Raw genomic sequence first — 22682 nt, forward strand, 5'->3', positions numbered from 1 at the left:
GGAGCGCCACCACTCGCTCGGGTTCCTCAGTCGTGCGGCGCTGGGGACTTGGCTGCGGCGGCTCCGGTGCGCGCTGACGCGTTCGTCCATTGGGACAGCAGGCGCAGCGAGGTCTCGGAGGGGCTGCCGGGTTCGGTGGCGTAGACGAAGAGGGTCTGGTCCAGGTCGTCCCCTGGAGTGAGGGCCTGGTAGGTGACGGTGAGGTCGCCGACGAGCGGGTGGTGGTAGTCCTTGGTGCCGGTCGTGCGGCGGTGCACCTTGTGGTCCGACCAGAAGCGGCGGAACTCCTCGCTGCGGATGGACAGCTCGCCGACCAGGGCGCTCAGGCCGGGGTCGTCCGGGTGGCGGCCCGCGTCGAGGCGGAGCATGGCCGCGGTGTCCGCGGCGACGCCGGCCCAGTCCCGGTACAGCTCGCGCGCGTGCGGGTCGAGGAAGACGAAGCGGGCCTGGTTCCGCTCGGCCGCGGGCAGCGCGCGGAACTCGGTGATCAGGCGCCCGGCGAGCTGGTTGTGGGCCAGCACGTCAAGGCGCCGCCCGAGGACGAAGGCGGGGCGGCAGGTCTGCTGGAGGGCGTCCAGCAGGTCCCAGGTGGCGCGGTGGACCTGCTGGGGGCGGGGGCGGCGGCGCCGGGCGGGCCAGGACCGGGGCCGCCCGAGCGTGTGCAGGTGGCTGCGCTCGGCGTCGTCCAGGTGCAGGGCGGTGGCGAGCGCGTCGAGGACCTCCGCCGAGGCGCTGCGGCTGCGGCCCTGTTCGAGCCGCGTGTAGTAGTCCACGCTCACACCGGCCAGCCGGGCGAGCTCCTCCCGGCGCAGGCCGGACACCCGGCGCCGGCCCCCGCCCGGGTCGTCGAGCCCGGCTTCCCGCGGGGTGAGGCGCGAGCGGGCGGAGCGGAGGAATTCCGCCATCGGTGCGCTGTCGGGGTGCTCACGGTCCATCCCTCCAGGGTCGCGCACGCGCCGGCGCCGCGGGGAGCTGGAAGGTGGCCCAGTTCCTCCCCCGATCAGGCGGGCCCTCCTGCGCCCTCTTCTGCCTGCTCAAAGCTGGTTCGGTGGAAGCCGTCCCCGCCGCCGGGAGTGGCGGTCGGGGCAGCGTCCGAACAGAGGAACAGGACAGAGGAACAGGGAGGAATCTCATGTCGACATGGTTCATCACCGGTGCGTCCCGAGGGCTGGGGCTGGAGATCGCGCGGGCCGCGCTGCGGGGCGGCGACACGGTCGTGGCCGCGGCCCGCAACCCGCGGAGACTGCCGGCCGACCTGCTCGGCTCCGACCGCGTCCTCGGCGTCACCCTCGACGTCACCCGGAGCGAGGAGATCACCGCAGCCGTGGAAGCGGCGGTGCGGCGCTTCGGGACGGTCGACGTCCTCGTCAACAACGCGGGCCGCGGCCTGCTGGGTGCGCTGGAGGAGGTCACGGACGCCGAGGCGCGTGCCCTGTTCGACCTCAACGTCTTCGGGCTGATCGCCATGACCCGCGCCGTCCTGCCCGTCATGCGCGCGGCCGGGGCGGGGAAGATCGTGCACATCGGCTCCCGCTCCGGGTTCGAGGGGGAGCCCGGGGTGAGTATGTACAACGCCTCGAAGTTCGCGGTGGCCGGCATCGGCGAGGCCCTCGCGGTGGAGCTGGCGCCGTTCGGCATCCAGAGCATGGTCGTGGAACCCGGTGTCTTCCGCACCGACTTCCTCGACACCAGCTCCCTGTCGACCGCGGCCCGGCGCATCCCCGCCTACGACGGCACGCCCGCGCACGCCACCCTGGACTGGGCCGGCACCGCCAACCACACCCAGCTCGGCGACCCCGCCAAGGGCGCCGCCCTGATCCACGAGGTCACCTGCGGGGACGAACTCCCCGGGCACCTGGCGCTCGGGCGCGACGCGATCGAACGCCAGCAGGTGAAGATCCGCAGCCTTCAGGCCGACCTCGCGGCCTGGCAGGACAAGTCCGCCGCCACCGCCTGCGACGACGCTGACGATACGGAGGCCGCCGCCTAGGTGCCCGTCGCGGTCGTGGCGATGCCGCCGTCGACCGGGATGACGGTGCCGGTGAGGTAGCGCCCGGCCCGGCTGGCGAGGAAGACGGCGACACCTGCCATGTCGTCGTCGCGGCCGAGCCGGCGCAGGGGGGCCTTCGCCGCGATCGTGTCGCCGACGGCCTCGAGCGTGGCCGCCATCATGTGCGACGGGAAGGGCCCCGGGGCCACCGCGTTGACCGTGACGTGCTGGGGGCCCAGTTCCCTGGCGAGCACCCGGGTGAGCTGGTGGAGCCCCGCTTTGCTGCTGGCGTAGGAGTAGTTGGGCGACTCGGCGACGTGGATGGCGGCGATGCTGCCGATGTTGACGACCCGCGCGGGGTCGTCGGCGGTGCCCGCCCGGCGAAGTGCGGGCAGCAGCGCCTGCACCAGCCAGAACGGCGACTTGAGGTTGAGGTCGATCACCGTGTCCCACGCCTCGTCCGGGAACGTCTCCAGCGGCTCGCGCCACATCGCGCCCGCGTTGTTGACGAGGATGTCCAGGCGTTCCGCGTCGGCCGTGACGAGATCGGCGAGGCGCCGGCACTCGTCGTGCCGGGACAGATCGGCGGGGATGGCCTGGACGTCGCCGAACGCCGACAGTTCCTGTTGTGCCCGCGCGCACGCGTCCGGGGTGCGTGAGCTGATGACGACGCGGGCGCCGGCCTGGAGCAGGCCGCGCGCGATCATCAGCCCGATCCCCTTGGTGCCGCCCGTGACAAGTGCGGACTTCCCCGTCAGGTCGAATAGGTCTGCGTGCGCGGTGAATTGGTTGTCTGCCATGGGTCTCCGTCCTCGGAATCGGTCTCCGCAGCCTAGGCACGTATTGCGGGCGGCCGGGAGGCCCTGCTGTTCGGGGAACTGCCGATTCCCCCTTGCCCGAAGGCGCATTGCCGCGGGTACGGGGTGCGTTGCCGAAAGGGGCACTGGCAGGGCCTGTCTCCGCCTGCGGGCAGGGCTTATGGTGAAGCGGTGGCCAGCATCGATCCGCGTACCGAGATCAAGGAATTCCTGACGTCGCGCCGCGCGCGGATCGCGCCCGAGCGGGCCGGGCTGGCCGCTCACGGCGGCAACCGCCGGGTCAAGGGGCTGCGCCGGGAAGAGGTGGCCCTCCTGGCGGGGGTGTCGGTCGACTACTACGTGCGGATGGAGCGCGGCAGCCTGACCAGTGCCTCCGACGAGGTGCTCGACGCGTTGGCCACCGCCTTGCAGCTCGACGAGGCCGAGCGCGACCACCTGTTCCACCTCGCGCGGCAGTCCCGGGCGCCGGGCGGTCCGCACCGCCGGCGGCCCGCGGTGACGGTGCGCCGGGCGCTTCAGCAGGTGCTCGACGCGCTCACCGACGCGCCGGCATGGATCTGCAACGGCCGTTATGACGTACTGGCCACGAATCACCTGGCCCGCGCGCTGTATTCACCGGTGCTCGCCGACACGCGGCGGCCGGCGAACACCGCGCGGTTCGTTTATCTGGAATCCGATGCGGCCCGCGCGTTCTTCGTCGACTACGACCGGATCGCCCGCGATGTGGCCGCGAAACTGCGCATGGAAGCCGGCCGCGATCCGCGCGACGGGGAACTGGTCGCCCTGGTCGGTGAATTGTCCACGCGCAGCGAGCTGTTCCGGCAGCGGTGGGCGTCCCAGGACGTCCGGCTCCACCGGTCCGGGCACAAGCGCCTGCACCATCCGGTGGTGGGCCGGCTCGACCTGGACGTCGAGTCGATGGAGCTGCCCGCCGACCCCGGCCTGCACCTGAACGTCTACACCGCGCCCGCCGGCACACCGACCGCGGGCAATCTGGTGCTCCTGGCATCTTGGGCGGCCGGCCAGGGGAAGCCGCCGACCGGGGCTCCCGCGCTCGGCTGAGGGGGCGGTCCCGGGTGCGCCCGGTGGGCTGCGGCTCCCCGCCGCGGGGGTCTCTGCTTGTCGGCCGGGTGCCGCCCGGTGGAGGGCTGGTCGCGCAGTTCCCCGCGCCCCTCGGTGGGGTTGCTCGCCGTCGTCGGGTGCGGGCCGCACCTGCCCCGGGGCGCGCGGGCGGCTCAGCCCGCCAGCTGCCGGAGCCATTCGCGCAGCAGAGCCGTCTCCGTGGATCTCAGGGGCGCCCCGGCGCCCGCGGCGGCGGGCGGTTCGGCGGTGGGCGCGGTTTCCAGCGCCGCGTCGAGGGCGAGCGCGCGCGAGGCCAGGTCCGACCCGGACGCGGCGGGCGCGTCGGTGGTGACGGAGGCGATGACGGTGTCCCGCAGCCGTGCCGACGTGGTCAGGTCCCGCTGCGCGGGCGGTTCGCCGATCAGCGCCAGCGCGGCACCCGTCGTCGCCGCGTGGATGACGCGGGTCGCCTGCTCCACCGGGACCCGGAGCCGCCCGGCCTCGGCCGCGCGGCGCAGCACCCCCACCAGCAGGGCGTGCGCCTCGTCCGCGGCGGGGGGACGCTGCCCGGGCCGCACCGTGCCGTACATGAGCATGTAGAACGCGGGGTGCCGCAGCCCGAAGTCGACGTGCAGGTCCCAGCCGCGGTAGAGGTCGGCGACCGGGTCGTGCGGGGTCAGCGCCAGCGCCTCCTCCTTCTCGGCGAGGTACATCTCGAAGCCGTAGGCGGCCAGTTCGACCAGGAGGCCGTCCTTGTCGTCGAACATCCGGTAGAGCGCGGGGGCCGTGATGCCCGCGGCCGCGGCGACCGCCCGCGTGGAGACCGCTTCGCTGCCGCCCTCCTCCAGGAGCTTGGCCGCCACCTGTAGTACCTGGCGCCGCGCGGCGCGTCGTCCCTCGTCCATGGAACAACGATACCCGATTTTGCATACCGACGTTATATCGGTGCTACTGTTCTTAGCGGAACGGCGATACCGGCCTGATGGCGGGCGCCACCGGTCCGCGGGGCTCGGCATGCCCCGCGCCCCGGCCGGGGCCGCCCGCCCCCGCCGAGGCACCACCGCACACGCCGCCACCGCGGCAGGAGAGGAACACCCCCATGTCCGACATCTCGATCGTCATCGCGTCGCACTCCGGCTACGGCCACACCGCGCAGCTCGCCACCGCCGTCGCGGACGGCGCCCACTCCGTGGCCGGGACACAGGTCCACCGCGTGGACGTCGCCGCCCTCAGCGACGCCGACTGGGACCTGATGGACGCCGCGGACGGCATCATCTTCGGCACCCCCACCTACATGGGCACCGCGTCCGGGGCGTTCCACACCTTCGCCGAGGCCACCAGCAAGCGCTGGATGTCCCGCGCCTGGAGCGACAAGCTCGCCGCGGGATTCACCAACTCCGGCTCCATGAGCGGCGACAAGCTGCACACCTTGCAGTACCTCTCGCTCCTGGCGGCCCAGCACGGGATGCTCTGGGTGAGCCTGAACCTCCTGCCGGGCTGGAACACCACCACGTCCGGCCCCGAGGACGACAACCGCCTCGGCTTCTACCTCGGCGCCGGCGCGCAGAGCTTCAACGACACCCCCGACGTCCATGACGCGGACCTCAGCACCGCCCGCCACCTCGGCCGGCGCGTCGCCGAGCAGACCCGCATCCACCGCGCCGGACTGGCCGCCGCGACCCACGCGCGCTGACCCGGCCCGCACCGACCTGTCCGTCCACGAACCGCACTTCAAACCACACTTCAGACCGCACTTCAGACCACACTTCATCGAAGGAGCGCACCATGCACACCCGGACGCTCGGCAGCCAGGGCCTGGAGGTCTCGGCGATCGGCTACGGCGCGATGGGCCTGACGATGGCCTACGGACCCGCCGACGAGGAGGCCGGCGTCGCCGCCCTCCGCCGCGCCCACGAACAGGGCGTGACCTTCTTCGACACCGCCGAGATGTACGGCTGGGGCACCGGCTCCAACGAGATCCTGGTCGGCAAAGCGGTCCGGGACTTCCGCGACGACGTGGTGCTGGCCACCAAGTTCGGCGTCGACATGTCGGTCCCGCCCGAGCAGATCGGCGTCCGACTCGACAGCCGGCCCGCCACCATCCGCAAGGTCGCCGACAACAGCCTGCGCTACCTCGGCGTGGACCACATCGACGTCTTCTACCAGCACCGCGTCGACCCCGAGGTGCCCGTCGAGGAGGTCGCGGGCACCGTCGGGGAGCTGATCGACGCGGGCAAGGTGAAGTACTTCGGACTCAGCGAGGCCGGACCCGAGACGATCCGCAGGGCGCACGCCGTGCAGCCGGTCTCCGTCCTCCAGACCGAGTACTCCCTGTTCGAACGGGACGTCGAGCAGCTCTTCCCGGTCCTGGCCGACCTCGGCATCGGCTTCGTCGCCTACTCGCCCCTCGGCCGCGGCTTCATCACCGGCACCGCCAGGCCCGCCGGCCGGTACGAGGGCAACGACATCCGCAACGCCGACCCGCGCTGGCAGCCCGGCAACTTCGAGAAGAACCTCGAAGCCGTCGAACAGCTCGCCGCCCTCGCGGCGGCCAAGGGCGCCACCGTCTCCCAGCTCGCCCTGGCCTGGCTCCTGACCCGCGGCGAGCACGTCGTGCCCATCCCCGGCACCCGCAGCCCGCAGCGCATCGACGAGAACGTGGGCGCCGCCGACCTCACCCTCACCGACGCCGACCTCGCGGCCATCGACGCGATCCTCCCCCACGGCGGCTTCGGCGCCCGCTACGCCGGCGGCAACGTGCCGACCTGGACCTGATCCCCGTCCCGGGCAGGGGAGCTTGCGTCCCGGGGCGAGGGGCAGTTCGATCGGCGTATGAGCGGGACACGTGCCGGTGTGACGTACGACGCCGTGGGGATGACGAAGGGAGCGGCGGCGCCCGAGGGGTTCCGGGCGCTCACGGTGCGGACGCGGCTCGGGGGCGGGGCGTACGAGGACGCGGTGCGGGTGCTGTCCAGGTGGGGGATACACCGCGGGACACCGGGGATGAGGGTGCCCGCGGGGACGCCGGCGGCCGCGCCGGGGGTGCGGGTGGAGCTGCGGTGGGGGCCGGTACGGGCGCCGTGCGAGGTGGTGTGGACGGTCGCGGAGCCCGATCGCGCGGGCTTCGCCTACGGGACGCTGCCCGGGCACCCGGAGTGCGGCGAGGAGTCCTTCGTGATCCGCCGACTCCCGGACGGCGCCGCGGAGTTGACGGTGCGGGCGTACAGCCGCCCGGCCGCGTGGTGGCTGCGTACGGCCGGCCCCCTCGGCCGGTGCGGGCAGCGCGCCATGGCCCACCTGTACGGGAGGGCGCTGCGCCGGGCGTGTGGGGGAGGCTAGGGCGCGTAGGGGTTGCCGGGGAGCCAGGCGGTGCCGTCGGACAGTTCGCGGGCCGCGTCCAAGTGGCCGCAGTGGCAGGCGACTTCGGTGAGGACGTGGATGAGCACGTGCCGTACGTCGGGCAGCCGCCAGTCCGGCCACAGCTCCACCGGCCAGGCGGCGAGGGGCTGTTCGGGGCGGGCCGCGGCCAGGACGGCGTCCGCCCGGTCGATGGCCGCGCGGTACTCCGCGAAGACCTCCGCGGCGCCCATCCCCTCGGGGACGGACCAGTGCGGCCGCGCGCCCGCCGCGAGCTGCCCCGCCACGTCCGGCGCCCCCGCGACCACCCCGGCGAACCAGAACAGCTCGACGTCCACGGTCAGATGCCGCACCAGCGCCAGGCAGCTCCACCCGCTGGGCAGCGCCGCCCGCCGCAGCTCCTCCTCCGAGAGCCCGTCGAGAATCCCCAGTACGTGCTTCCGCTGGCCGTCCAACGCCGCTTTCAGGGCGCCGATTTCGGCGCTTCCCTTGCTACCCGTGCTACCCGTCATGCCCGGCAGGCTAGCGCGGGGGTGTGACAGTCCCGCCGCGGTGTCACACGGTGAACGCCCCGGTGGCGGCGTCGAGGGCCATCACCCGGCCGCTGATAGAGGCGTAGACGAAACCGTAGGCGGCCGCCATGTCGCTCCCCACCTTCTCCAGCATCGTCGTGGACCAGCGCTGGGAGCCGTTGCCGGCGTCGATGGCGTAGACGGTGCCGTCCTTGTCCGAGGTGTCGGCGACGAAGACCAGGTCATCCGCCAGTGCGATCTGCGTGGGGTACTCCTGGCTGGTCTTCACCGCATGGCCCCACTTCCGCTTCCCCGTCAACGCGTCGAGCGCGTGGACCAGTCCGTTCCCCACATCGTCGCCGCCGGTGAGGTAGAGCGTGTCGCCCGCCGCGCGGATGCTCTGCCCGTTGTACTGGAGCGACCACTTCTTGGTGCCCCGGGTGGCATGGAGCGCATAGAGGTCCGTGGAGTCGTCGAGGACGTACACGACTCCGCCGGACACGACAGGCGGCGCGTCGGAGCGCGTTCCGAGGCTGAGCGGGAAGTCCCACTTCTTGGTGCCGCCGGCCGCGTCGAGCGCGTGCAGGGCCTTGTCACCGTTGACGTACACCGTGCCGTCGGCCACCGCCAACCCGCCGGAGTCCTTGTCCCCCAGCGGGTGGTCCCACACCTTCCGGCCGGTGGCCGCGTGCACGGCTTACGCGTGGCCGTCCGCCGTGAAGTAGACGGTCCCGCCGGCCACGACCGGCGCGTGCTCGGAGTCGCCGAAGGTGCAGAACCACTTCTTCTTGCCCGTCGCGTCCAGCGCGCCCAGGCCGTACGTGCTGCCGATCTGCCCGCCCGCGCACACCACCCCGCCACCGGCCGCCAGGGGGTCGCGGAACCGGTACTCCCGGGAGAAGTCGGCAGGACCCTTCCAGCGCGTGTGTCCGGTGCGGGCGTCCAGGGCGACGATGGTCTCCTCGGTGGAGACGTACAGGGTGCCGTCGGCCACGGTGAACCGGGGCGGATCATCGCTGTGGATCGATTCCTCGTAGTAGGCCCACGGCTTCACCTTCTGCTTGGGCGTGGACGAGGTGCCGTCAGGGATCAGGGCGGCCCCGATGCCGCCGGCCGCCAGGACGGCCGCGCCCAGACCGAACTTCAGGGCGCGGCGCCGCCCGAGCGTCCCGGGCGCCTCGGGTGCCGAAGCCCCGCCGGGCCCCGGGGCGGCGGGCGGTGCCGACGGGCCGCGGGTCTGGGTCGGCAGGTGGTGCGGCGCACGCGGCTGGACCGAACCGCCCGGTGCGTACGGGGACGGGGGCGCGGCGGGAGCGGCGGGGGCCGTGGGCACATCGGGCGCGGTGGGCGTCGGCACCGCCGCCAGGTCCAGCGCCCGCAGCTCGTCATGAACGGCGGCCGCCGACTGCGGACGGTCGGCCGGGTCCTTCGCCAGCAGCCGCAGCACCAGCGCGTCGAGCGCCGTGGGCACCCCGGTGCGCAGCGAACTCGGCGCCTGCGGCGGCCTGGTGAGATGCGCGGTCATCAGCGACACCGGGTCGCCCATCGGGAACGGCGGCTTCCCGGTGAGCAGTTCGTGCAGCACGCAGCCGAACGCGTACAGGTCGCTGCGCGCGTCCCCGGACTGCTCGGCGAACCGTTCCGGCGCCATGTACGCCAGCGTGCCCATGACCTGGCTGGACTTGTCCGTGGCGGCCATGAAGCGGGCGATGCCGAAGTCGAGGACCTTCACCTCGCCGCCGTCGGTCAGCATCAGGTTCGCCGGCTTGAGGTCCCGGTGCACCACGCCCGCCCCATGGGCGGCGCCCAGCGCGGCAGCGGTCTGCGCGGCCCACTCGACGCTCACCGCGGGCGGCGGCGGACCGTCCTCGTGCAGGACGACCGCGAGGTCGCGCCCGGTGACGTACTCCATGACGAGGTAGAGCGTGCCGTCTGCCGGGTCGCGGCCCATGTCGTGCACGGTGACGACACCGCGGTGGCTGAGTCCGCCCGCCGTGCGCGCCTCACGGAAGAACAGGTCGGCGGCGAGGCCGTGTTGGTGGTCCGGCAGCAGCTTGACCGCGACCCGGCGGCCGATCACCCGGTCCCGGCCCTCCCACACCTCCCCCATCCCGCCCCGGCCCACGAACGCCACGAGTTCGTATCTGTCCGCTATGACGCGCACCGCTGTTTCCCTCCGTACCGGTCCCCCGTTGCCCCACCCAACTCCGCACCGTAACGGACCTCGCGTGTCCCACGCGTCCCAACGCACGGGCCGGCTCGCACAGGATGGCGAGCCGGCCCGGGAACTGCGGGAGGGGGAAGGTCAGTTGCTGCGCCGCACCCCGGGGGAGACCACGGCCCGCTCGACCAGCCAGATCAACCCGACCATGGCCAGGGCGAGCAGCGCGATCAGCGTGGCGCCGCCGACCACGGTGGCGTAGTTGCGCTGGTAGAGCCCGTCCACGATGTAGCGGCCGAGACCGCCGAGGCTGACGGTCGCGGCGATGGCCGCGGTCGAGACGACCTGGATGGCCGCGGAGCGGAACCCGCTGATGATCAGCGGGAGCGCCGCGGGCAGTTCGACCTGGAAGAGGACCGCCGCGGGGCCCATGCCCATGCCGCGGGCGGCGTCCACCGGCGCCGGGTCCACGGTGCGGATCGCCTCGTAGGAGGTGACCAGGATCGGCGGGACCGCGAGTGCGACCAGCGGGATCATCACCGGGACCAGGCCGATGCCCAGCCAGAAGAACATCAGCACCAGCAGGCCGTAACTGGGCAGTGCGCGGCCCGCGGTGGCCACCAGCGCGAGGGCGTTGCCGCCGCGCCCGGTGTGGCCGGTGATGAGGCCGATCGGCAGCGCGATGACGGCCGCGATGGCCAGCGCCTCGAAGGTGTAGCCGAGGTGCTCCTCCAGGCGGTGCGGGACGCCCGCGTACCCGTGCCAGTGGGCGCCGTCGCTGAAGAAGACGTTCATGAAGTGGAAGATGTTCACTTGGCCGCGCCTTCCAGCTGGGCCGGGTGCTCGGACCGGGCCGGACCGTCGGACTCGACGGCCGCCGCCAGGCTCGCCCGCTTCGCCGCCTTGCGCCCGCGCGGCATCCACGGCGTGAGCAGCGTGCGCAGGCCGATCAGCAGCAGGTCCATGACGACGCCGAGCACCGCGATCGACACCACGGACGTGACCGCGAGGTTGGAGCGGTGGTAGGCGAGCGCGTCCCCGAGCAGGTTGCCGAGCCCGCCCTGGTTGCCGATGATCGTGCCGACGCTGACCAGGCTGATGCTGGAGACCGTCGCCACCCGCAGCCCGGCGAAGATCGCGGGCACCGCCATGGGCAGCTGCACCTGGAAGTAGCGCTGGAAGGAGTTGAAGCCCATCGCCTCGGCGGCGGCGAGCGTTTCCGGGGGCACCGATCTGACGCCGTCGACGATCGACGGCAGCAGGATCACCAGACTGTAGACGGTCAGCGGGATGATCACCGTGGTCGCGCTGTCGCCGGTGTAGTCGATCAGGAAGACGAAGAACGCGATCGACGGGATGGCGTACAGGATCGTGGTGACCCACAGCACCGGCGGGTAGAGCCAGCGGAACCGCACGCACGCCTGGGCCAGCGGCAGCGACACCGCCAGTCCGATCGCGACCGGGATCAGCGACTCCTCCAGGTGGATGCCGATCAGCCCGGCGTAGGAGTGCTGGAGGTCGCTGGGGAGGTCGAAGAACCCGTTGCCGCCGCTGCTCATCGGGCGACCTGCACCGGGCCGGCGTCCTGCCCGCTCTTGTTCTGCTTGCCGCGCTTGCCGTGGTTCCCGCCGCGCTCGGCGTGCGCACTGCGGATCGCCGCGCCGATCGTCGCCTGCGAGGTGACGCCGACCACGCGCCCGTCGCCGTCCACGGCGACCGCCCAGCCGGTGGGCGAGAGCACCGCGCAGTCCAGCGCGTCCCGCAGCGACTCGCGGCCGAACTCGAACGGCCGCCCGTAGCTGATGAGTTGGTCGGCCGACAGGCTCTTCCCGCCGCCCGCGAGGTACTTCGGCTCGGCCCAGCCCAGCGGCTTGCCGTCGGCGCCGGTGACCAGCAGGTAGGGCACCTCGGCGGCGGCCCGCTCCGCGATCTGCGCGGGCGTGGTGTCGACCGAGACCACGGGCGCGGTGGTGAGCTCCAGGCCCGCGGAGGTGAAGAACGACAGCCGCCGCACCCCGCGGTCGGTGCCGAGGAAGTCCTCGACGAAGTCGTCGGCCGGGCGGGACAGCAGCTCGTCCGGCGGCGCGAACTGCGCCAGCCGGCCGCCGGTCCGCAGCACCGCGATCATGTCGCCGAGCCGGATCGCCTCGTCGATGTCATGCGTGACGAAGACGATGGTCTTGCCCAACTCCTCCTGGATACGCAGGAGTTCGGCTTGAAGTACCTTGCGGACGATCGGGTCGACGGCGGAGAACGGCTCGTCCATCAGCAGCACCGGCGGGTCCGCGGCGAGCGCCCGGGCCACCCCGACGCGCTGCTGCTGGCCGCCGGAGAGCTGGTAGGGATAGCGCTTGGCGAGCGAGGAGTCCAGGCCGACCCGCTCCATCAGCTCCGACGCGCGGCTGCGGGCCCGGTTCTTGTCCCAGCCGAGCATGCGCGGGACGGTGGCGATGTTGTCCAGGATCGTACGGTGCTGGAAGAGGCCCGCGTTCTGGATGACGTAGCCCATCGACCGGCGCAGCGCGTTGACCGGCTGCTGGTGGATGTCGGCGCCGTCGATCAGGATGCGCCCCGAACTCGGCTCCACCATGCGGTTGATCATCCGCATGGTGGTGGTCTTGCCGCAGCCCGAGGGGCCGACCAGCACGGTGATGGCGTTGTCCGGTATCTCCAACGACAGGTTGTCGACCGCGGTGGTGCCGTCGGGATACCGCTTGGTTATCGACTCGATCTGTATCAAAAGTCCGTGTCCCCTCCGGGATTGGCATCGCTGCGGCCTGCTCCCGGGCACGCGCGCACAGCCGTCGCGGGCAGAGTCTAGACCGGCAGTATGACAACAGTTTGAATCCGGCCAGGACGGCCGGTCTTATGCCCCGGTACGTACCGCGGACCCTACGTCACACGTCCCGGGCGCGCAGCGCCCACACCCCGGCGAGCAGCGCGCCCGCCGCCCATCCCGCCGCCACCGCGAGCCCGGCCCACGGCCCGATCGGCAGCGCCCGCACCGCGTCCGGCACGGTGGTCCGCACCCCCAGCCCCGCACTGGCCGGCCCGACCCGCACCAACCGCCGCTGCCACACCGGGTCGTCCACCAGCGCCGCCGCCACCGGGAAGAGGTACAGCAGCGCGAGGACGCAGCCGACCGACGCGCCCGGGTCCCGTACGACCGCGGCCGTACCGAGCGCGAGCAGCGCGACCAGCACCACGCACACCGCCGAACCGGCCGCCGCACGCAGCACCGGACCGTCGGCCAGGGACAGTCCGGGCCGGGCGGCGGCGGGCAGCAGCAGCCGTCCGGCCAGCAGCGAACCGCCGACCGCCAGCAGGGCCGCGGGCAGCACCAGGCCCACCAGCACCACCGCCTTCGCGGCCAGTACGGTGCCCCGGCCCGGCACCGCGGCGAAGGTGCTGCCCAGCATCCCGGTGGCGTGCTCGCCCGCCAGCGCCCCCGCCCCGAGCACCGCGGCCACCGCCAGCCCGAGGTGCACCCCGGTCAGCGCGGTTTTGGCCGCGGCCGTCCCGGGACGGCCGTCCACCGACCCGGCGGCCAGCGCACCGACCGCGACGGTCAGCACCACGAGCACGCCGAGCAGCGGCCACGTGGCGGGGGACGTGCGTGCCTTGGTCCACTCCGCGCGGACCGCGTCCCGCAGCGCCCCGCACCGGAGGCGCCCGTCCACGGCGTTCACCCGTCCCTCCGGCGCAGCAGCGCGTACGCGGCGGTGAGCACGGCCGCGGTCCAGCCGAGGAGGACCGCCAGCCCCGCCCACGGCGCCAGCGGGTAGTAGCCCTCCGACGCCGTGTAGAGGCCCGCGACCTGCCGGTAGCGGACCAACGTCTGCTGCACGGCGAACGCGGCCGCCGGGGTGAGCCGCAGCACCCACCGGGCGGCGGCGTCCGGCAGCGCGGTCAGCACCAGGAGGTAGGGCAGCACCACCCCGGCGACGACCGCGGCGACCGCACCGGCCGCCCGGCGCAGCACCACGCCCACGGCCAGCGCGAGCACCGCGGACAGCGCGAGGAGCAGCGCGGTGCCGACCACCACCCGCGCCTGCGTAGCGGTGCTCGCCGGGAGGACGAAGACCCCTTCGGCGTGCAGGCGGCGGGTGGTGAGCGCGAGCGACAGCGCGGCGGCGGCGAGCCCGGCGGCGAAGGCGGCCGCGCCGACCACCACCGCCTTGGCCGCGAGGACGGTGCCGCGGTGCGGCTGGGCCGCGAGGGTGGTGCGGATCAGGCCGCGCCGGTATTCCGCGGTGGCGAAGGAGGTGCCGAGCACCACCAGGACGAGCAGCCCCGCGAACGTGCCGGCCAGCCCGCGTTCCACGCTCCGGGCCCCGAACGCCTCTCCCCCGACGGCGGGCGCGATGTCGCCGGAGCCGCGGACGGTGAACGCCGCACCGCCGGGCAGCGCGCGCCGGGCGGCCCCGGAGCCGGCGGCGGCGACCGGGTCGGCGCCGACGACGGTGGTACGCCAGCCACCCGTGTCCGGTACGCCCGCCGGCTCGGCACCGCTCAGCGTCACCCGGTCGAACTCCGCTGTGGCACGGGTCGGTTCGCTCGTCGCCGCCGAGCCGACGGCGTGCCGGTCCACCGCCACGCGCTCCGGGGCGGTGGCGAAGAGCCCGACCTGAGCGGTCGCGGGCAGGCCGGGCAGCGTCGCGGCGGCGACCCTCGTCCAGTGCGCGCCGTCGGACGAGGTGAAGGCGGTGACGGTCGCGCCCGCGCGGGTCAGCCGCAGCCAGCGCGGCGCGGCGGCCGACGGAGTGGGCACCTGCGGACCCGCCGTGTCGTGCGTGAAGTCGCTCTGCACCCGCACCCCGTGGCCGCCGGTGGCCATGACGGCCGCGTACGTACGGCCCTGCGCGGTGCCGTCCCGCACGATCAGGCCCGCCTTGGCCCACGCCTCCAGGTCGGGCGCGCCGTCGTCCGGCGCGGCGAGCCGTCCGGTCAGCGAGGTGATCCGCGCGGTGAGGGTGCCGTGCGGGCCCAGCGGCCGGTGCACGAAGGTGAACGTGTCCACCACGGCCACCCCGCCCGGGCCCTTCGGCGGCCCGCACACCCGCATCCCGGGGCAGCCGCCGGAGCGGGTCCCGGTCGCCGAGGCGTACCCGATGCCCACGGTCACCGCGACCGCCGCCACCAGGGCGACGACCCAGCCGCGTACGGTGCGCAGCTTCGTCCACTCGGCGCGCACCGCCGACCACAGGCCGCTCATGACCGCTCCCCCGTGAACTCCGCTTCCGCCCTGGTCAGTCGCAGGTACACGTCCTCCAACGTGGCCCGGTGCGCGGTCACTTCGGTGAACGCCACGCCCGCGTCGGTGAGGCGCGCGACGACTTCCCGCGCGGCCAGGCCGGCCACGCGCAGAACGCCGGCGCCGCCCGGGGTCGCGGTGCCGCCCGCCGCGGTGAGGACGCCTGCGGCCAGGTCCGGCCGCGGGGTCCGCAGCGTGACGTGCCCGCCGTCCGACGCGGCGGCCAGCAGTTCGGCCACGGCCGCGTCCGCGACGACCCGGCCGCGGCCGGCCACCACCAAGTGGTCGGCCGCGCCCTGGAGTTCACCCATCAGGTGGGTGGAGATCAGCACCGCCCGCCCCTCGGCGGCGAGACCGCGCAGCAGTCCGCGCAGCCAGACGATGCCCTCGGGGTCCATGCCGTTGAACGGCTCGTCCATCATCAGCACCCCCGGGTCGCCGAGCAGTGCCGAGGCAATGCCCAGCCGCTGCCGCATCCCGAGCGAGAAGCCGCCCGCGCGGCGCCCCGCGACCGCGGCCAGCCCGACCTGCCCGAGCACCTCGTCCACCCGGCGCGCGCCGATGCCCTGCGAACGAGCCAGCCACAGCAGGTGGTTGCGCGCGAGGCGGCCCGGCTGGAGAGCGGCGGCGTCCAGCAGCGCGCCGACCCGCGTCATCGGCCGCCGCAGTGCGCGGTAGGGCCGCCCGCCGATCAGCGCGGTGCCCTCGTCCGCGGCGGCCAGGCCCAGCACCACCCGCATCGTGGTCGACTTCCCGGCGCCGTTCGGCCCCACGAAGCCGGTGACCCGGCCCGGCACCACGGTGAAGTCCATCCCGTCCAGCGCCACAGTCGGCCCGTACCGCTTGCGCAGGCCCCGCACCGCCACCCCCGCCTCGCCCATCGCCACGGCTCCTTTCCCGGCCGCACGCCCGCCCCCGCCCTCCGGCGGCGTGCCCGTACGGCATCGGCACCGGTTCTACGGCGCCCCCGGTGCCGCCCCGGTGCCGCCGACCGACACCTCCCTGACACCGCCCCGCCGCCACCCCAACTCCCCACCGTCACCCCGCCGCCACCCCCAGCCCCGCCGACACCTCCCTGACACCGGGCGGCTGGCATCGTGGACACATGAGAGTGCTGGTGGTCGAGGACTTCGAGGTGCTGGCGACGGCGGTGGCGACCGGGCTGCGCCGCGAGGGCATGGCGGTGGACGTGGCGCTGGACGGCCCGCAGGCACTGGAGCGGCTGGCCGTGACCCGGTACGACGTGGTGGTCCTCGACCGGGACCTGCCGGGGGTGCACGGCGACGAGATCTGCCGCGGCCTGGCGGCGGGCCCCGCCCACAGCCGAGTGCTGATGCTGACCGCGGCGGCGGCGGTCAGCGACCGGGTGGACGGCCTCGCGCTGGGCGCCGACGACTACCTGCCCAAGCCGTTCGACTTCGCCGAACTGGTCGCGCGGGTCCGGGCGTTGGGCCGCCGTTCGACGCCGGCGCTGCCGCCGGTGCTCACCGCCGGCGGAGTGCGGTTGGACCCCGCCCGGCGGACCGCCTTCCGCGCCGGGCGCCGACTCGACCTGAGCCCGAAGGAGTTCGCGCTGCTGGAGTGCCTGCTCGGGGCGCGCGGCGCGGCCGTCTCCGCGGAAGAGCTGCTGGACCGGGTGTGGGACGAGGCCGCCGACCCGTTCACGACCACCGTGAAGACCACCGTGCGGCGGCTGCGGCTGAAGTTGGGCGAGCCGCCGCTGATCGAGACCGTCCGCGAGGGCGGCTACCGGATCGAGGAGTCGTGACGGCGGTGCGGGCGGTCCGGCCGCTGCCGTGGCCCCGTACGGTGCGGATGCGGCTCGCCGTGCTCTACGGCGGCCTCTTCCTGCTCTCCGGTACGGTCCTGCTCGCCATCCCCAACCTGTTCGTGGGGTCGACCTCGACCATCCGCGCGCCCGGCACCGCGGCAGCGGCCCCGCACCCGCCCGGGTACGGCCCCTCGCTGGCGGAGACCCAGCACGGCCGCGACATGCGGCAGTACGTCACCGGGTCCGCGGTCGCGCTGGTGGCACTGGTGGCCCTGTCGGTGGCGCTGGGCTGGCTGCTGTCCGGGCGGCTGCTCCGGCCGCTGCGGACGATCACCGCGGCCGCCGGGGAGATGTCCGCGGCCGGCCTCGGGCGGCGGCTGGCGATCCGCAGCTCGGGCGACGAGTTCACACAGCTCGGGCAGACCCTGGACGACCTGTTCGCCCGGCTGGAGGCGTCCTTCCAGGCCCAGCGGCACTTCGTGGCGAACGCCTCGCACGAGCTGCGCACACCACTGGCGGCCGAACGCACCCTGCTCCAGGTCGTGTTGGCCGATCCCGGCGCCGACGCGGCGGCGCTGCGGGAGGCGTGCGAGCAGGCGCTGCTGCTCGGGGCGCGGCAGGCCCGGCTGATGGAGGCGCTGTTCGCGCTCGCCACCGGGGAGCGCGGGGTGCGGCAGTGGGAGGACGTCGACCTCGCGGAGGTCGCGGCGGAGGTGCTGGCCCGCCACGGCGAGGAGGCCGCCGGCCTGGACGTCGAGGTGGCGGCCGGCCTCGGCCCGGCGCCGGTACGCGGCGACCGGGGCCTGGCCGACCTCCTGCTGGACAACCTCGTGGGCAACGCGCTGCGCCACAACCACCCCGGCGGCCACGTCCGCGTCCGCACCGGCGGCTCCCCCGGCGGCGGGGGCCACGTCGAAGTCGCCAACTCCGGGACGGTCGTGCCGCCGGAGGAGGTCGACCGCCTCTTCGAGCCCTTCCAGCGGCTGGGCACCGCGCGCACCGGCGCGCACCGGCACGGCCACGGGCTGGGCCTGGCCATCGTCCGCGCCGCCACCACCGCCCACGGCGCGGCCCTCACCCTCACCCCGCACCCCGGCGGCGGCCTCACCGTACGCGTCGACTTCCCGCCCGGCCCGGCTGCGAAGGCGCGGTGAGGATGGGCTTGGATGGGGGGAACGGACGGCGAACGGCAGTGGAAGGGCAGGTCACGGCATGACGGTGACGGCACTGGTGGTGCAGAACACCCCGACCGGCGGGCCGGGGCGGTGGGAGCGGTGGCTGTACGAGGGCGGGCTGACGCTGGAGGTCGTGCACGGCTACGCGGGCGACCCGCTGCCGGAGCGGCTGCGGCCGCGCTACCAGGCGCTGGTGGTCCTCGGCGGCGGCTACCTCCCGGACGACGACGCTCGCGCGCCCTGGCTCGCGCGCACCCGTGAACTGGCCGGCGAGGCCCTGGAGTTCGGCCTTCCGGTGTTCGGGATCTGCCTGGGCGGCCAGTTGCTCGCCCAGGTGGGCGGGGGCGCGGTGCGCGGCGAGCACGGCCGGCCCGAGGTCGGCGACGTGGAACTGACGCTACGTCAGGAAGCGGCGGACGACCCGCTGTTCACGGGGTTGCCGAGCCGCCCGCACGCCATCGAGAACCACGTGGACGCCATCACCGCCCTGCCCCCGGGCGCCACCTGGCTCGCCTCCACCGAGGGCTGCCCCTACCAGGCGTTCCGGCTCGGCGGCAGCGCGTGGGGCGTCCAGTTCCACCCCGAGGCGGCCGCCGACCGCATCGCCCACTGGGACCCCGACCGCCTGGCCCGCCTCGGCGCCGACCGCGACACCCTGCACCGCGACGCCCTGGCCGCCGACGCCGCCGCGGCGGCCGTCTGGCAGAAGGTGGCCCTGCGCTTCGCCCACCACGCGGCCACCACCGCGGCGTGACGCTGCTGGGCATCCCCCCGGGCGTCCGGCCGGGCATTCCCGGGCGTCCCCCGGGGCGGCGCGGCGGAGATTTTTAGCCAGAATGAAACGCAACGACTGTCCGATTCACTCCTGTTGACGGGGGCGGGCGGTGAAGTCCAGGATTGTGCCGAACGTCGATCGACACGCGCGGCCGGCACCCGACCAGGGCCGCGGCCCGAAAGACCGGCCGGGCCGGCGGCTCCCCCCGTGGTTGCCGGCCCGGCTGCCGTCCGTTCCGGTGCCCGACGTGAAATCGCCACGCCGAAAACCGCGTGCTTCGCCACACCATCCGCCGAAGGCGCGTAACGTAGGACCTGCGTGGCGGCCCCCATCCCCCCCCGGGGCCGTCACTGCACTCGTTCGGCGGCTCCGGGTGACCCCGGAGCCGCCGTTTTTTCGTGCGGGAGGTGCCGTACGGCCGGTGCGGTCCGTCCGGCGCGTACGGTCAGTGGCGACCAGTGGCGGTCAGTGGCCGAACAGGTGCCGGCCGTGGCGGCGGGACCCGGTGTGCGCGGGACTCACCCGCTGCGCGCCCGCCCCGGCCGCGGCCGCCTCCTCGTTCTCCCGCCGCGCGACCAGCGCGTCCCGCTCGCGGTCGGCGGCGGCCGCGTCGTGCCGCAGCGCCCGGTACCGGCGCGACCTGCGCCGGTGCAGCGCGCCCCCGCCCATCGCCATCAGGCAGCCGAGCCCGAAGATCAGGGCGAGGGCGAGCCCGGCGCAGAAGAGCGCGAGGCCGTTCATGGTCGCGATGTGGTGGCCGAGCACGGTCACGTCGTAGTGCGGGCCGCCGCCGAGGTTGTCGGCGATGGCGAGCCCGACGAACGCGGCCGTACAGGCGAGGAGCAGCAGTCCCAGCAGGATCAGCATCTGCGGTCACCTCCGAAGAACGGGGACCCCCTCTGCTGACCGGCTACCCCCGTCCGCCGGAGGTCACGCCAATCGCAGGGCCGCCTCGCGCACCGCGCGCGTGTCCGTGCGCACATCCGCCAGCCCCGGCAGCGCCTCCCCCGCCGCGCCCCGCGGCCCTGGCTCCCCTCGCAGTTGCCGCGCCCAGGCCAGCAGCTGGCGCCGGAACCCGGTCTGCCCCGGCTCGGCGGTGTACACGCGCCGCTCGGCCGGCCCGCCCGCCGGGTCCCACCTCTGCACGGTCAGCGTGGCTGCCTCGTCCCGCGCGTACGGCGAGGGCAGCGTGAGAGTGGCCACACCGTCCGACGCGGTGAACTCCAGCACCTCCCGGTAGCGGCGGTGCGCGGGCAGCCGCTGGTGGGTCATGTCCACCAGCAGCCCGTCGTCGGGCCGCCACCGGCAGCTCACCCCGGCGCCCTGGGCCCACCCGTCGGCGTGCAGCAGCCGCCCGGCCAGCTCCCGGCCGCTGCCGGCCAGCACCGCGTGCACCAGGTTGACCTGGTGGATCAGCGAACCGCCGAGCCCGCGGGCGTACGCCTCCCGCTGCGCCTGAGAGGCGGCCGGCCCGAGCGCGCGGGCCAGCGCCTCCCGGGCCGGCGGCGGCTGCGGGCCGAAGGGCGGCGGGTCGTACGGCAGCAGGTGTGCGACCTGGTGCGGCGCGTTCGGGTCGTGGATGTCCACGGTCAGGCGGCGGGCCCGGTCGAGCCGGGCCCGGCAGTGGTCGAGGAAGAGCCGCACCACCGGGTCGTGCCGCTTCATGTACCCGGCGGTGACCGGCAGGCCGGTGCGGCGCTCGGCCGCGGCCAGCTCCTCGATCTCCGCGGGGTCGAGGGTGACGGGTTTCTCACAGAGCACCGGCAGGCCGGCGGCCAGGCACTCCAGGACGACGTCGCGGTGCGTCCACCACGGGGTGCAGACCAGCGCGGCCCGGGCGCCCGCCCGGGCGGCCGCGGTGACCGATGCGTACCGGTCGACCACGCCGAGGCCCACCCGGTGCAGGGCGGCGATGTGGGCGGGGTCCGGCTCGACCACGGCGGCGAGGTGCAGCTCGTCCGGGAGGTCGCGCAGTTCCCGCAGGTGGGCGGCGTGCGCCACCTTCCCGGCGCCCACCAGCACCACGGGCACCGGGCCCCCGCCCGCCCGCTCCCCGCCGATTCCTGCCCGTTCTGCCATCGGAAACCCCTTCTCCGGCACGCCGGAATGGTGACATTCGGCGGACACGTGATCGATTATGTCCGGCACCTTCCGAGGCCGCGGCAAAGGACGGCGAAGCAGCGCCCCTGGCACCCGCCGCATCCATTGCTAAAGTCGCTACGGGCGCGGACTCGGTGACGGCTCGGGCCTGCCGGAGCAGCACAGCGCGTGGAGTGAGGGGGAGCAGACGTGGCCGGTACGGCACGACGTGGGGACGCGGATGCGGCCGCGATCGGACTCGCGATATACCGGGCGCTGTTGGCCAGCGGCTCCAGCGAGCGCGAGAAGGTCAACGAGAGCCTGGGCCTCACCCTGGAGGAGGCCGCGGCCGGCTGGCAGGAACTGGACGAGCTGGGCCTGGTACGTCCGAGCTGGCGCCCGGGCAAGATGGACTCGGTCGAACCCGACACCGCGATCATGAGCCTGCTGGCCAAGCAGCGGGACACTCTCGTCGCGCAGCGTGACGAGCTGACCTCCGTGGTCAAGGCGGCCGAGACCCTGATGGAGCGCTACCGCCCCATGGTGACCAGGGAACCCGCCGACGTCGAGGTGGAGGTGCTCAGCGGGCCGGCCCGCCGCCGGGAATTCGTACGCGATTTCGGCGCCACGGTATCGGAAGTCGTGTCCTCCATGCACCCTGGCCCATTGCCGCCGCCGGAATTCCTGGAGAGCTCGCTCGATTCCGACCGCGCGTTCATCGAGAAGAACATCCGTGTGCGCGCCATTTACGGCCAGAGCGTGAACTCCGGTCCACGGCAACGGAAATACCTCACCGACCTCGCGGCGCTCGGCGCGGAAGTCCGGCTCATTCCCCAGGTGCCGTTCGATCTCCTGGTGGCCGACGAACACACGGCGCTCACCCGAGCGGAGCCGTCGGACCCGGACGGCCCGGCGGTAGTGATCCGCGGCCCGGTCCTGGTCCGCTGCTACCTGGCCATGTACGAGGACTGCTGGCTGCGCGCCGTGCCGTACAGCAGCAGAGGCCAGACCGGCCAGGACGACAACAGCGAACTCACCGAGCAGCACCGCACCACCCTGCGCCTACTCGCAAACGGCCTGACCGACGAACGCATTGCCCGAAAACTAGGGGTGTCATTGCGCACCGTGAGTCGCCTGGTGTCAGAGGTGATGCGCTATCTTGATGCGGAGAGCCGATTCCAGGCCGGGGTGCTTGCTGCGACCAATGACCTGATCTGACGTGCGCGTCCACGCCATGGCGTACTTTCGCACCCACGGAACGTGGCATTCCAGTTGGCCGCTTGGCATGCTGGTAGGCGTTATGCATATTTACGCATAACGCACCATCCCAGGCTCCCCCCCGGCCTTGACCGTTAAGGAACCCAATGTCGCGTAAATGGCTCAGGGCTCACGTGCCCGCCGTCGCCGCGTTGGCGCTTGCACTCGGATCGATCGGCGGCACGACTGTCGCCGTCGCGGCCGACGCATCCGCCGCCGGTCCGTCGGCAGTCAGCCCGTCGCACTCCGCAGCAGCACACTCCGCGGCCATCGCGTCGAGTGACACCACTGGCAACCTCGCGTCTCCGCTCATCTGGTACCCGCCGGCGTAAGCACCGGCAGCGTGCGATTCGCGCTGTACGGCCCGAGATGATTCACGGGCCGTACAGCGCTTCCTGCGTGTGGGGGGCCGTTGTGTGTGGGGGGAACGGCTTCGCAGGAAGTTCGGGGTGGGTGGGTGGGGTGAGAGGT

Annotated in this window: 23 protein-coding genes; 9 read left to right on the top strand and 14 right to left on the bottom strand. The window is 73.8% G+C overall.

The genetic code is table 11. The annotated features are described in order from the left end of the window. Positions 1-26: 26 nt before the first annotated feature. The gene (locus WA788_RS14300; protein WP_335977119.1) at positions 27-935 is read right to left on the bottom strand and encodes a helix-turn-helix transcriptional regulator; all 909 of its coding nucleotides are present in this window, start codon (positions 933-935) and stop codon (positions 27-29) included. Positions 936-1132: 197 nt separating this feature from the next. On the opposite strand from WA788_RS14300, the gene WA788_RS14305 reads away from it, so the two are divergent. Next, positions 1133-1990, top strand: a complete 858-nt coding sequence (locus tag WA788_RS14305; protein ID WP_335977120.1) for an SDR family NAD(P)-dependent oxidoreductase — start codon at positions 1133-1135, stop codon at positions 1988-1990. On the opposite strand, the gene WA788_RS14310 is transcribed toward WA788_RS14305, so the two are convergent. After that, positions 1987-2790: an SDR family oxidoreductase gene (locus tag WA788_RS14310; protein ID WP_335977123.1), complete on the bottom strand. Its 804-nt coding sequence runs from the start codon at positions 2788-2790 to the stop codon at positions 1987-1989. The two genes, WA788_RS14305 and WA788_RS14310, sit on opposite strands and share 4 nt — an antisense overlap. A 198-nt stretch (positions 2791-2988) precedes the next feature. On the opposite strand from WA788_RS14310, the gene WA788_RS14315 reads away from it, so the two are divergent. After that, positions 2989-3870, top strand: a complete 882-nt coding sequence (locus WA788_RS14315) for a helix-turn-helix domain-containing protein (RefSeq protein ID WP_443034039.1) — start codon at positions 2989-2991, stop codon at positions 3868-3870. A 173-nt stretch (positions 3871-4043) separates the two neighbouring features. Here WA788_RS14315 and WA788_RS14320 read toward each other — a convergent pair whose 3' ends face one another. Beyond that, positions 4044-4775, bottom strand: coding sequence for a TetR/AcrR family transcriptional regulator (locus WA788_RS14320; protein ID WP_335977129.1), 732 nt, complete (start codon positions 4773-4775; stop codon positions 4044-4046). A 194-nt stretch (positions 4776-4969) separates the two neighbouring features. Between WA788_RS14320 and WA788_RS14325 the strand changes: the two genes are divergently transcribed. The 3 genes from WA788_RS14325 (at position 4970) to WA788_RS14335 (ending at position 7209) form a co-directional block, all read left to right on the top strand. After that, complete coding sequence (locus WA788_RS14325; protein ID WP_335977131.1) at positions 4970-5563, top strand: flavodoxin family protein; 594 nt, start codon at positions 4970-4972, stop codon at positions 5561-5563. 92 nt (positions 5564-5655) lie between these two features. Beyond that, complete coding sequence (locus WA788_RS14330) at positions 5656-6645, top strand: aldo/keto reductase (protein ID WP_335977134.1); 990 nt, start codon at positions 5656-5658, stop codon at positions 6643-6645. Positions 6646-6702: 57 nt separating this feature from the next. Beyond that, a complete protein-coding gene (locus WA788_RS14335) occupies positions 6703-7209 on the top strand; it encodes a DUF1990 family protein (RefSeq protein ID WP_335977135.1) in 507 nt (168 codons plus the stop codon). Here WA788_RS14335 and WA788_RS14340 read toward each other — a convergent pair. The 9 genes from WA788_RS14340 to WA788_RS14380 all read right to left on the bottom strand — a co-directional run bounded on the left by WA788_RS14340 (position 7206) and on the right by WA788_RS14380 (position 16035). Beyond that, positions 7206-7739, bottom strand: a complete 534-nt coding sequence (locus tag WA788_RS14340; protein WP_335977137.1) for a DinB family protein — start codon at positions 7737-7739, stop codon at positions 7206-7208. The two genes, WA788_RS14335 and WA788_RS14340, sit on opposite strands and share 4 nt — an antisense overlap. Before the next feature lie 43 nt (positions 7740-7782). Continuing rightward, a complete protein-coding gene (locus WA788_RS14345) occupies positions 7783-8433 on the bottom strand; it encodes a PQQ-binding-like beta-propeller repeat protein (protein WP_335977139.1) in 651 nt (216 codons plus the stop codon). Positions 8434-8436: 3 nt separating this feature from the next. Further along, a complete protein-coding gene (locus WA788_RS14350) occupies positions 8437-9903 on the bottom strand; it encodes a serine/threonine-protein kinase (protein ID WP_335977142.1) in 1467 nt (488 codons plus the stop codon). A gap of 141 nt (positions 9904-10044) precedes the next feature. Then, positions 10045-10695: an ABC transporter permease gene (locus WA788_RS14355; RefSeq protein WP_435126296.1), complete on the bottom strand. Its 651-nt coding sequence runs from the start codon at positions 10693-10695 to the stop codon at positions 10045-10047. A 14-nt stretch (positions 10696-10709) separates the two neighbouring features. Further along, positions 10710-11459, bottom strand: a complete 750-nt coding sequence (locus tag WA788_RS14360; RefSeq protein WP_335977145.1) for an ABC transporter permease — start codon at positions 11457-11459, stop codon at positions 10710-10712. After that, complete coding sequence (locus tag WA788_RS14365; protein ID WP_335977147.1) at positions 11456-12640, bottom strand: ABC transporter ATP-binding protein; 1185 nt, start codon at positions 12638-12640, stop codon at positions 11456-11458. The genes WA788_RS14360 and WA788_RS14365 overlap by 4 nt, the downstream gene beginning before the upstream one ends. Positions 12641-12797: 157 nt before the next feature. After that, positions 12798-13580 carry an ABC transporter permease gene (locus tag WA788_RS14370; protein WP_335977149.1) on the bottom strand — a complete coding sequence of 261 codons (783 nt, stop codon included), beginning with the start codon at positions 13578-13580 and terminating at the stop codon, positions 12798-12800. A gap of 5 nt (positions 13581-13585) precedes the next feature. Then, the gene (locus WA788_RS14375; protein WP_335977151.1) at positions 13586-15115 is read right to left on the bottom strand and encodes an ABC transporter permease subunit; all 1530 of its coding nucleotides are present in this window, start codon (positions 15113-15115) and stop codon (positions 13586-13588) included. Beyond that, entirely contained in the window at positions 15112-16035 is a 924-nt protein-coding gene (locus tag WA788_RS14380; protein WP_335977154.1) for an ATP-binding cassette domain-containing protein, read from the bottom strand. The genes WA788_RS14375 and WA788_RS14380 overlap by 4 nt, the downstream gene beginning before the upstream one ends. A gap of 224 nt (positions 16036-16259) precedes the next feature. Here WA788_RS14380 and WA788_RS14385 point away from each other — a divergent pair, with 224 nt between their 5' ends. Genes WA788_RS14385 through WA788_RS14395 form a run of 3 tightly spaced genes read left to right on the top strand, consistent with a single transcriptional unit; the run spans position 16260 to position 18854 of the window. Next, positions 16260-16922, top strand: a complete 663-nt coding sequence (locus WA788_RS14385) for a response regulator transcription factor (RefSeq protein ID WP_335977156.1) — start codon at positions 16260-16262, stop codon at positions 16920-16922. Further along, on the top strand, positions 16919-18079 hold the full coding sequence (locus tag WA788_RS14390; protein WP_335977158.1) for a sensor histidine kinase: 1161 nt from the start codon (positions 16919-16921) through the stop codon (positions 18077-18079). The genes WA788_RS14385 and WA788_RS14390 overlap by 4 nt, the downstream gene beginning before the upstream one ends. A 58-nt stretch (positions 18080-18137) precedes the next feature. After that, on the top strand, positions 18138-18854 hold the full coding sequence (locus tag WA788_RS14395; protein WP_335977160.1) for a type 1 glutamine amidotransferase: 717 nt from the start codon (positions 18138-18140) through the stop codon (positions 18852-18854). 486 nt (positions 18855-19340) lie between these two features. Here the strand turns inward: WA788_RS14395 and WA788_RS14400 are convergent, their stop codons facing one another. After that, the gene (locus WA788_RS14400; RefSeq protein WP_335977162.1) at positions 19341-19742 is read right to left on the bottom strand and encodes a hypothetical protein; all 402 of its coding nucleotides are present in this window, start codon (positions 19740-19742) and stop codon (positions 19341-19343) included. A gap of 63 nt (positions 19743-19805) precedes the next feature. Beyond that, entirely contained in the window at positions 19806-20954 is a 1149-nt protein-coding gene (locus tag WA788_RS14405) for a Gfo/Idh/MocA family oxidoreductase (protein WP_335977164.1), read from the bottom strand. 210 nt (positions 20955-21164) lie between these two features. On the opposite strand from WA788_RS14405, the gene WA788_RS14410 reads away from it, so the two are divergent. Continuing rightward, complete coding sequence (locus WA788_RS14410) at positions 21165-22172, top strand: helix-turn-helix transcriptional regulator (RefSeq protein WP_335977166.1); 1008 nt, start codon at positions 21165-21167, stop codon at positions 22170-22172. Positions 22173-22682: the final 510 nt, after the last annotated feature.

Origin of the sequence: Streptomyces sp. CA2R106 (genome assembly GCF_037034245.1) — a bacterium.
In the GTDB taxonomy this organism is placed as follows: domain Bacteria; phylum Actinomycetota; class Actinomycetes; order Streptomycetales; family Streptomycetaceae; genus Actinacidiphila.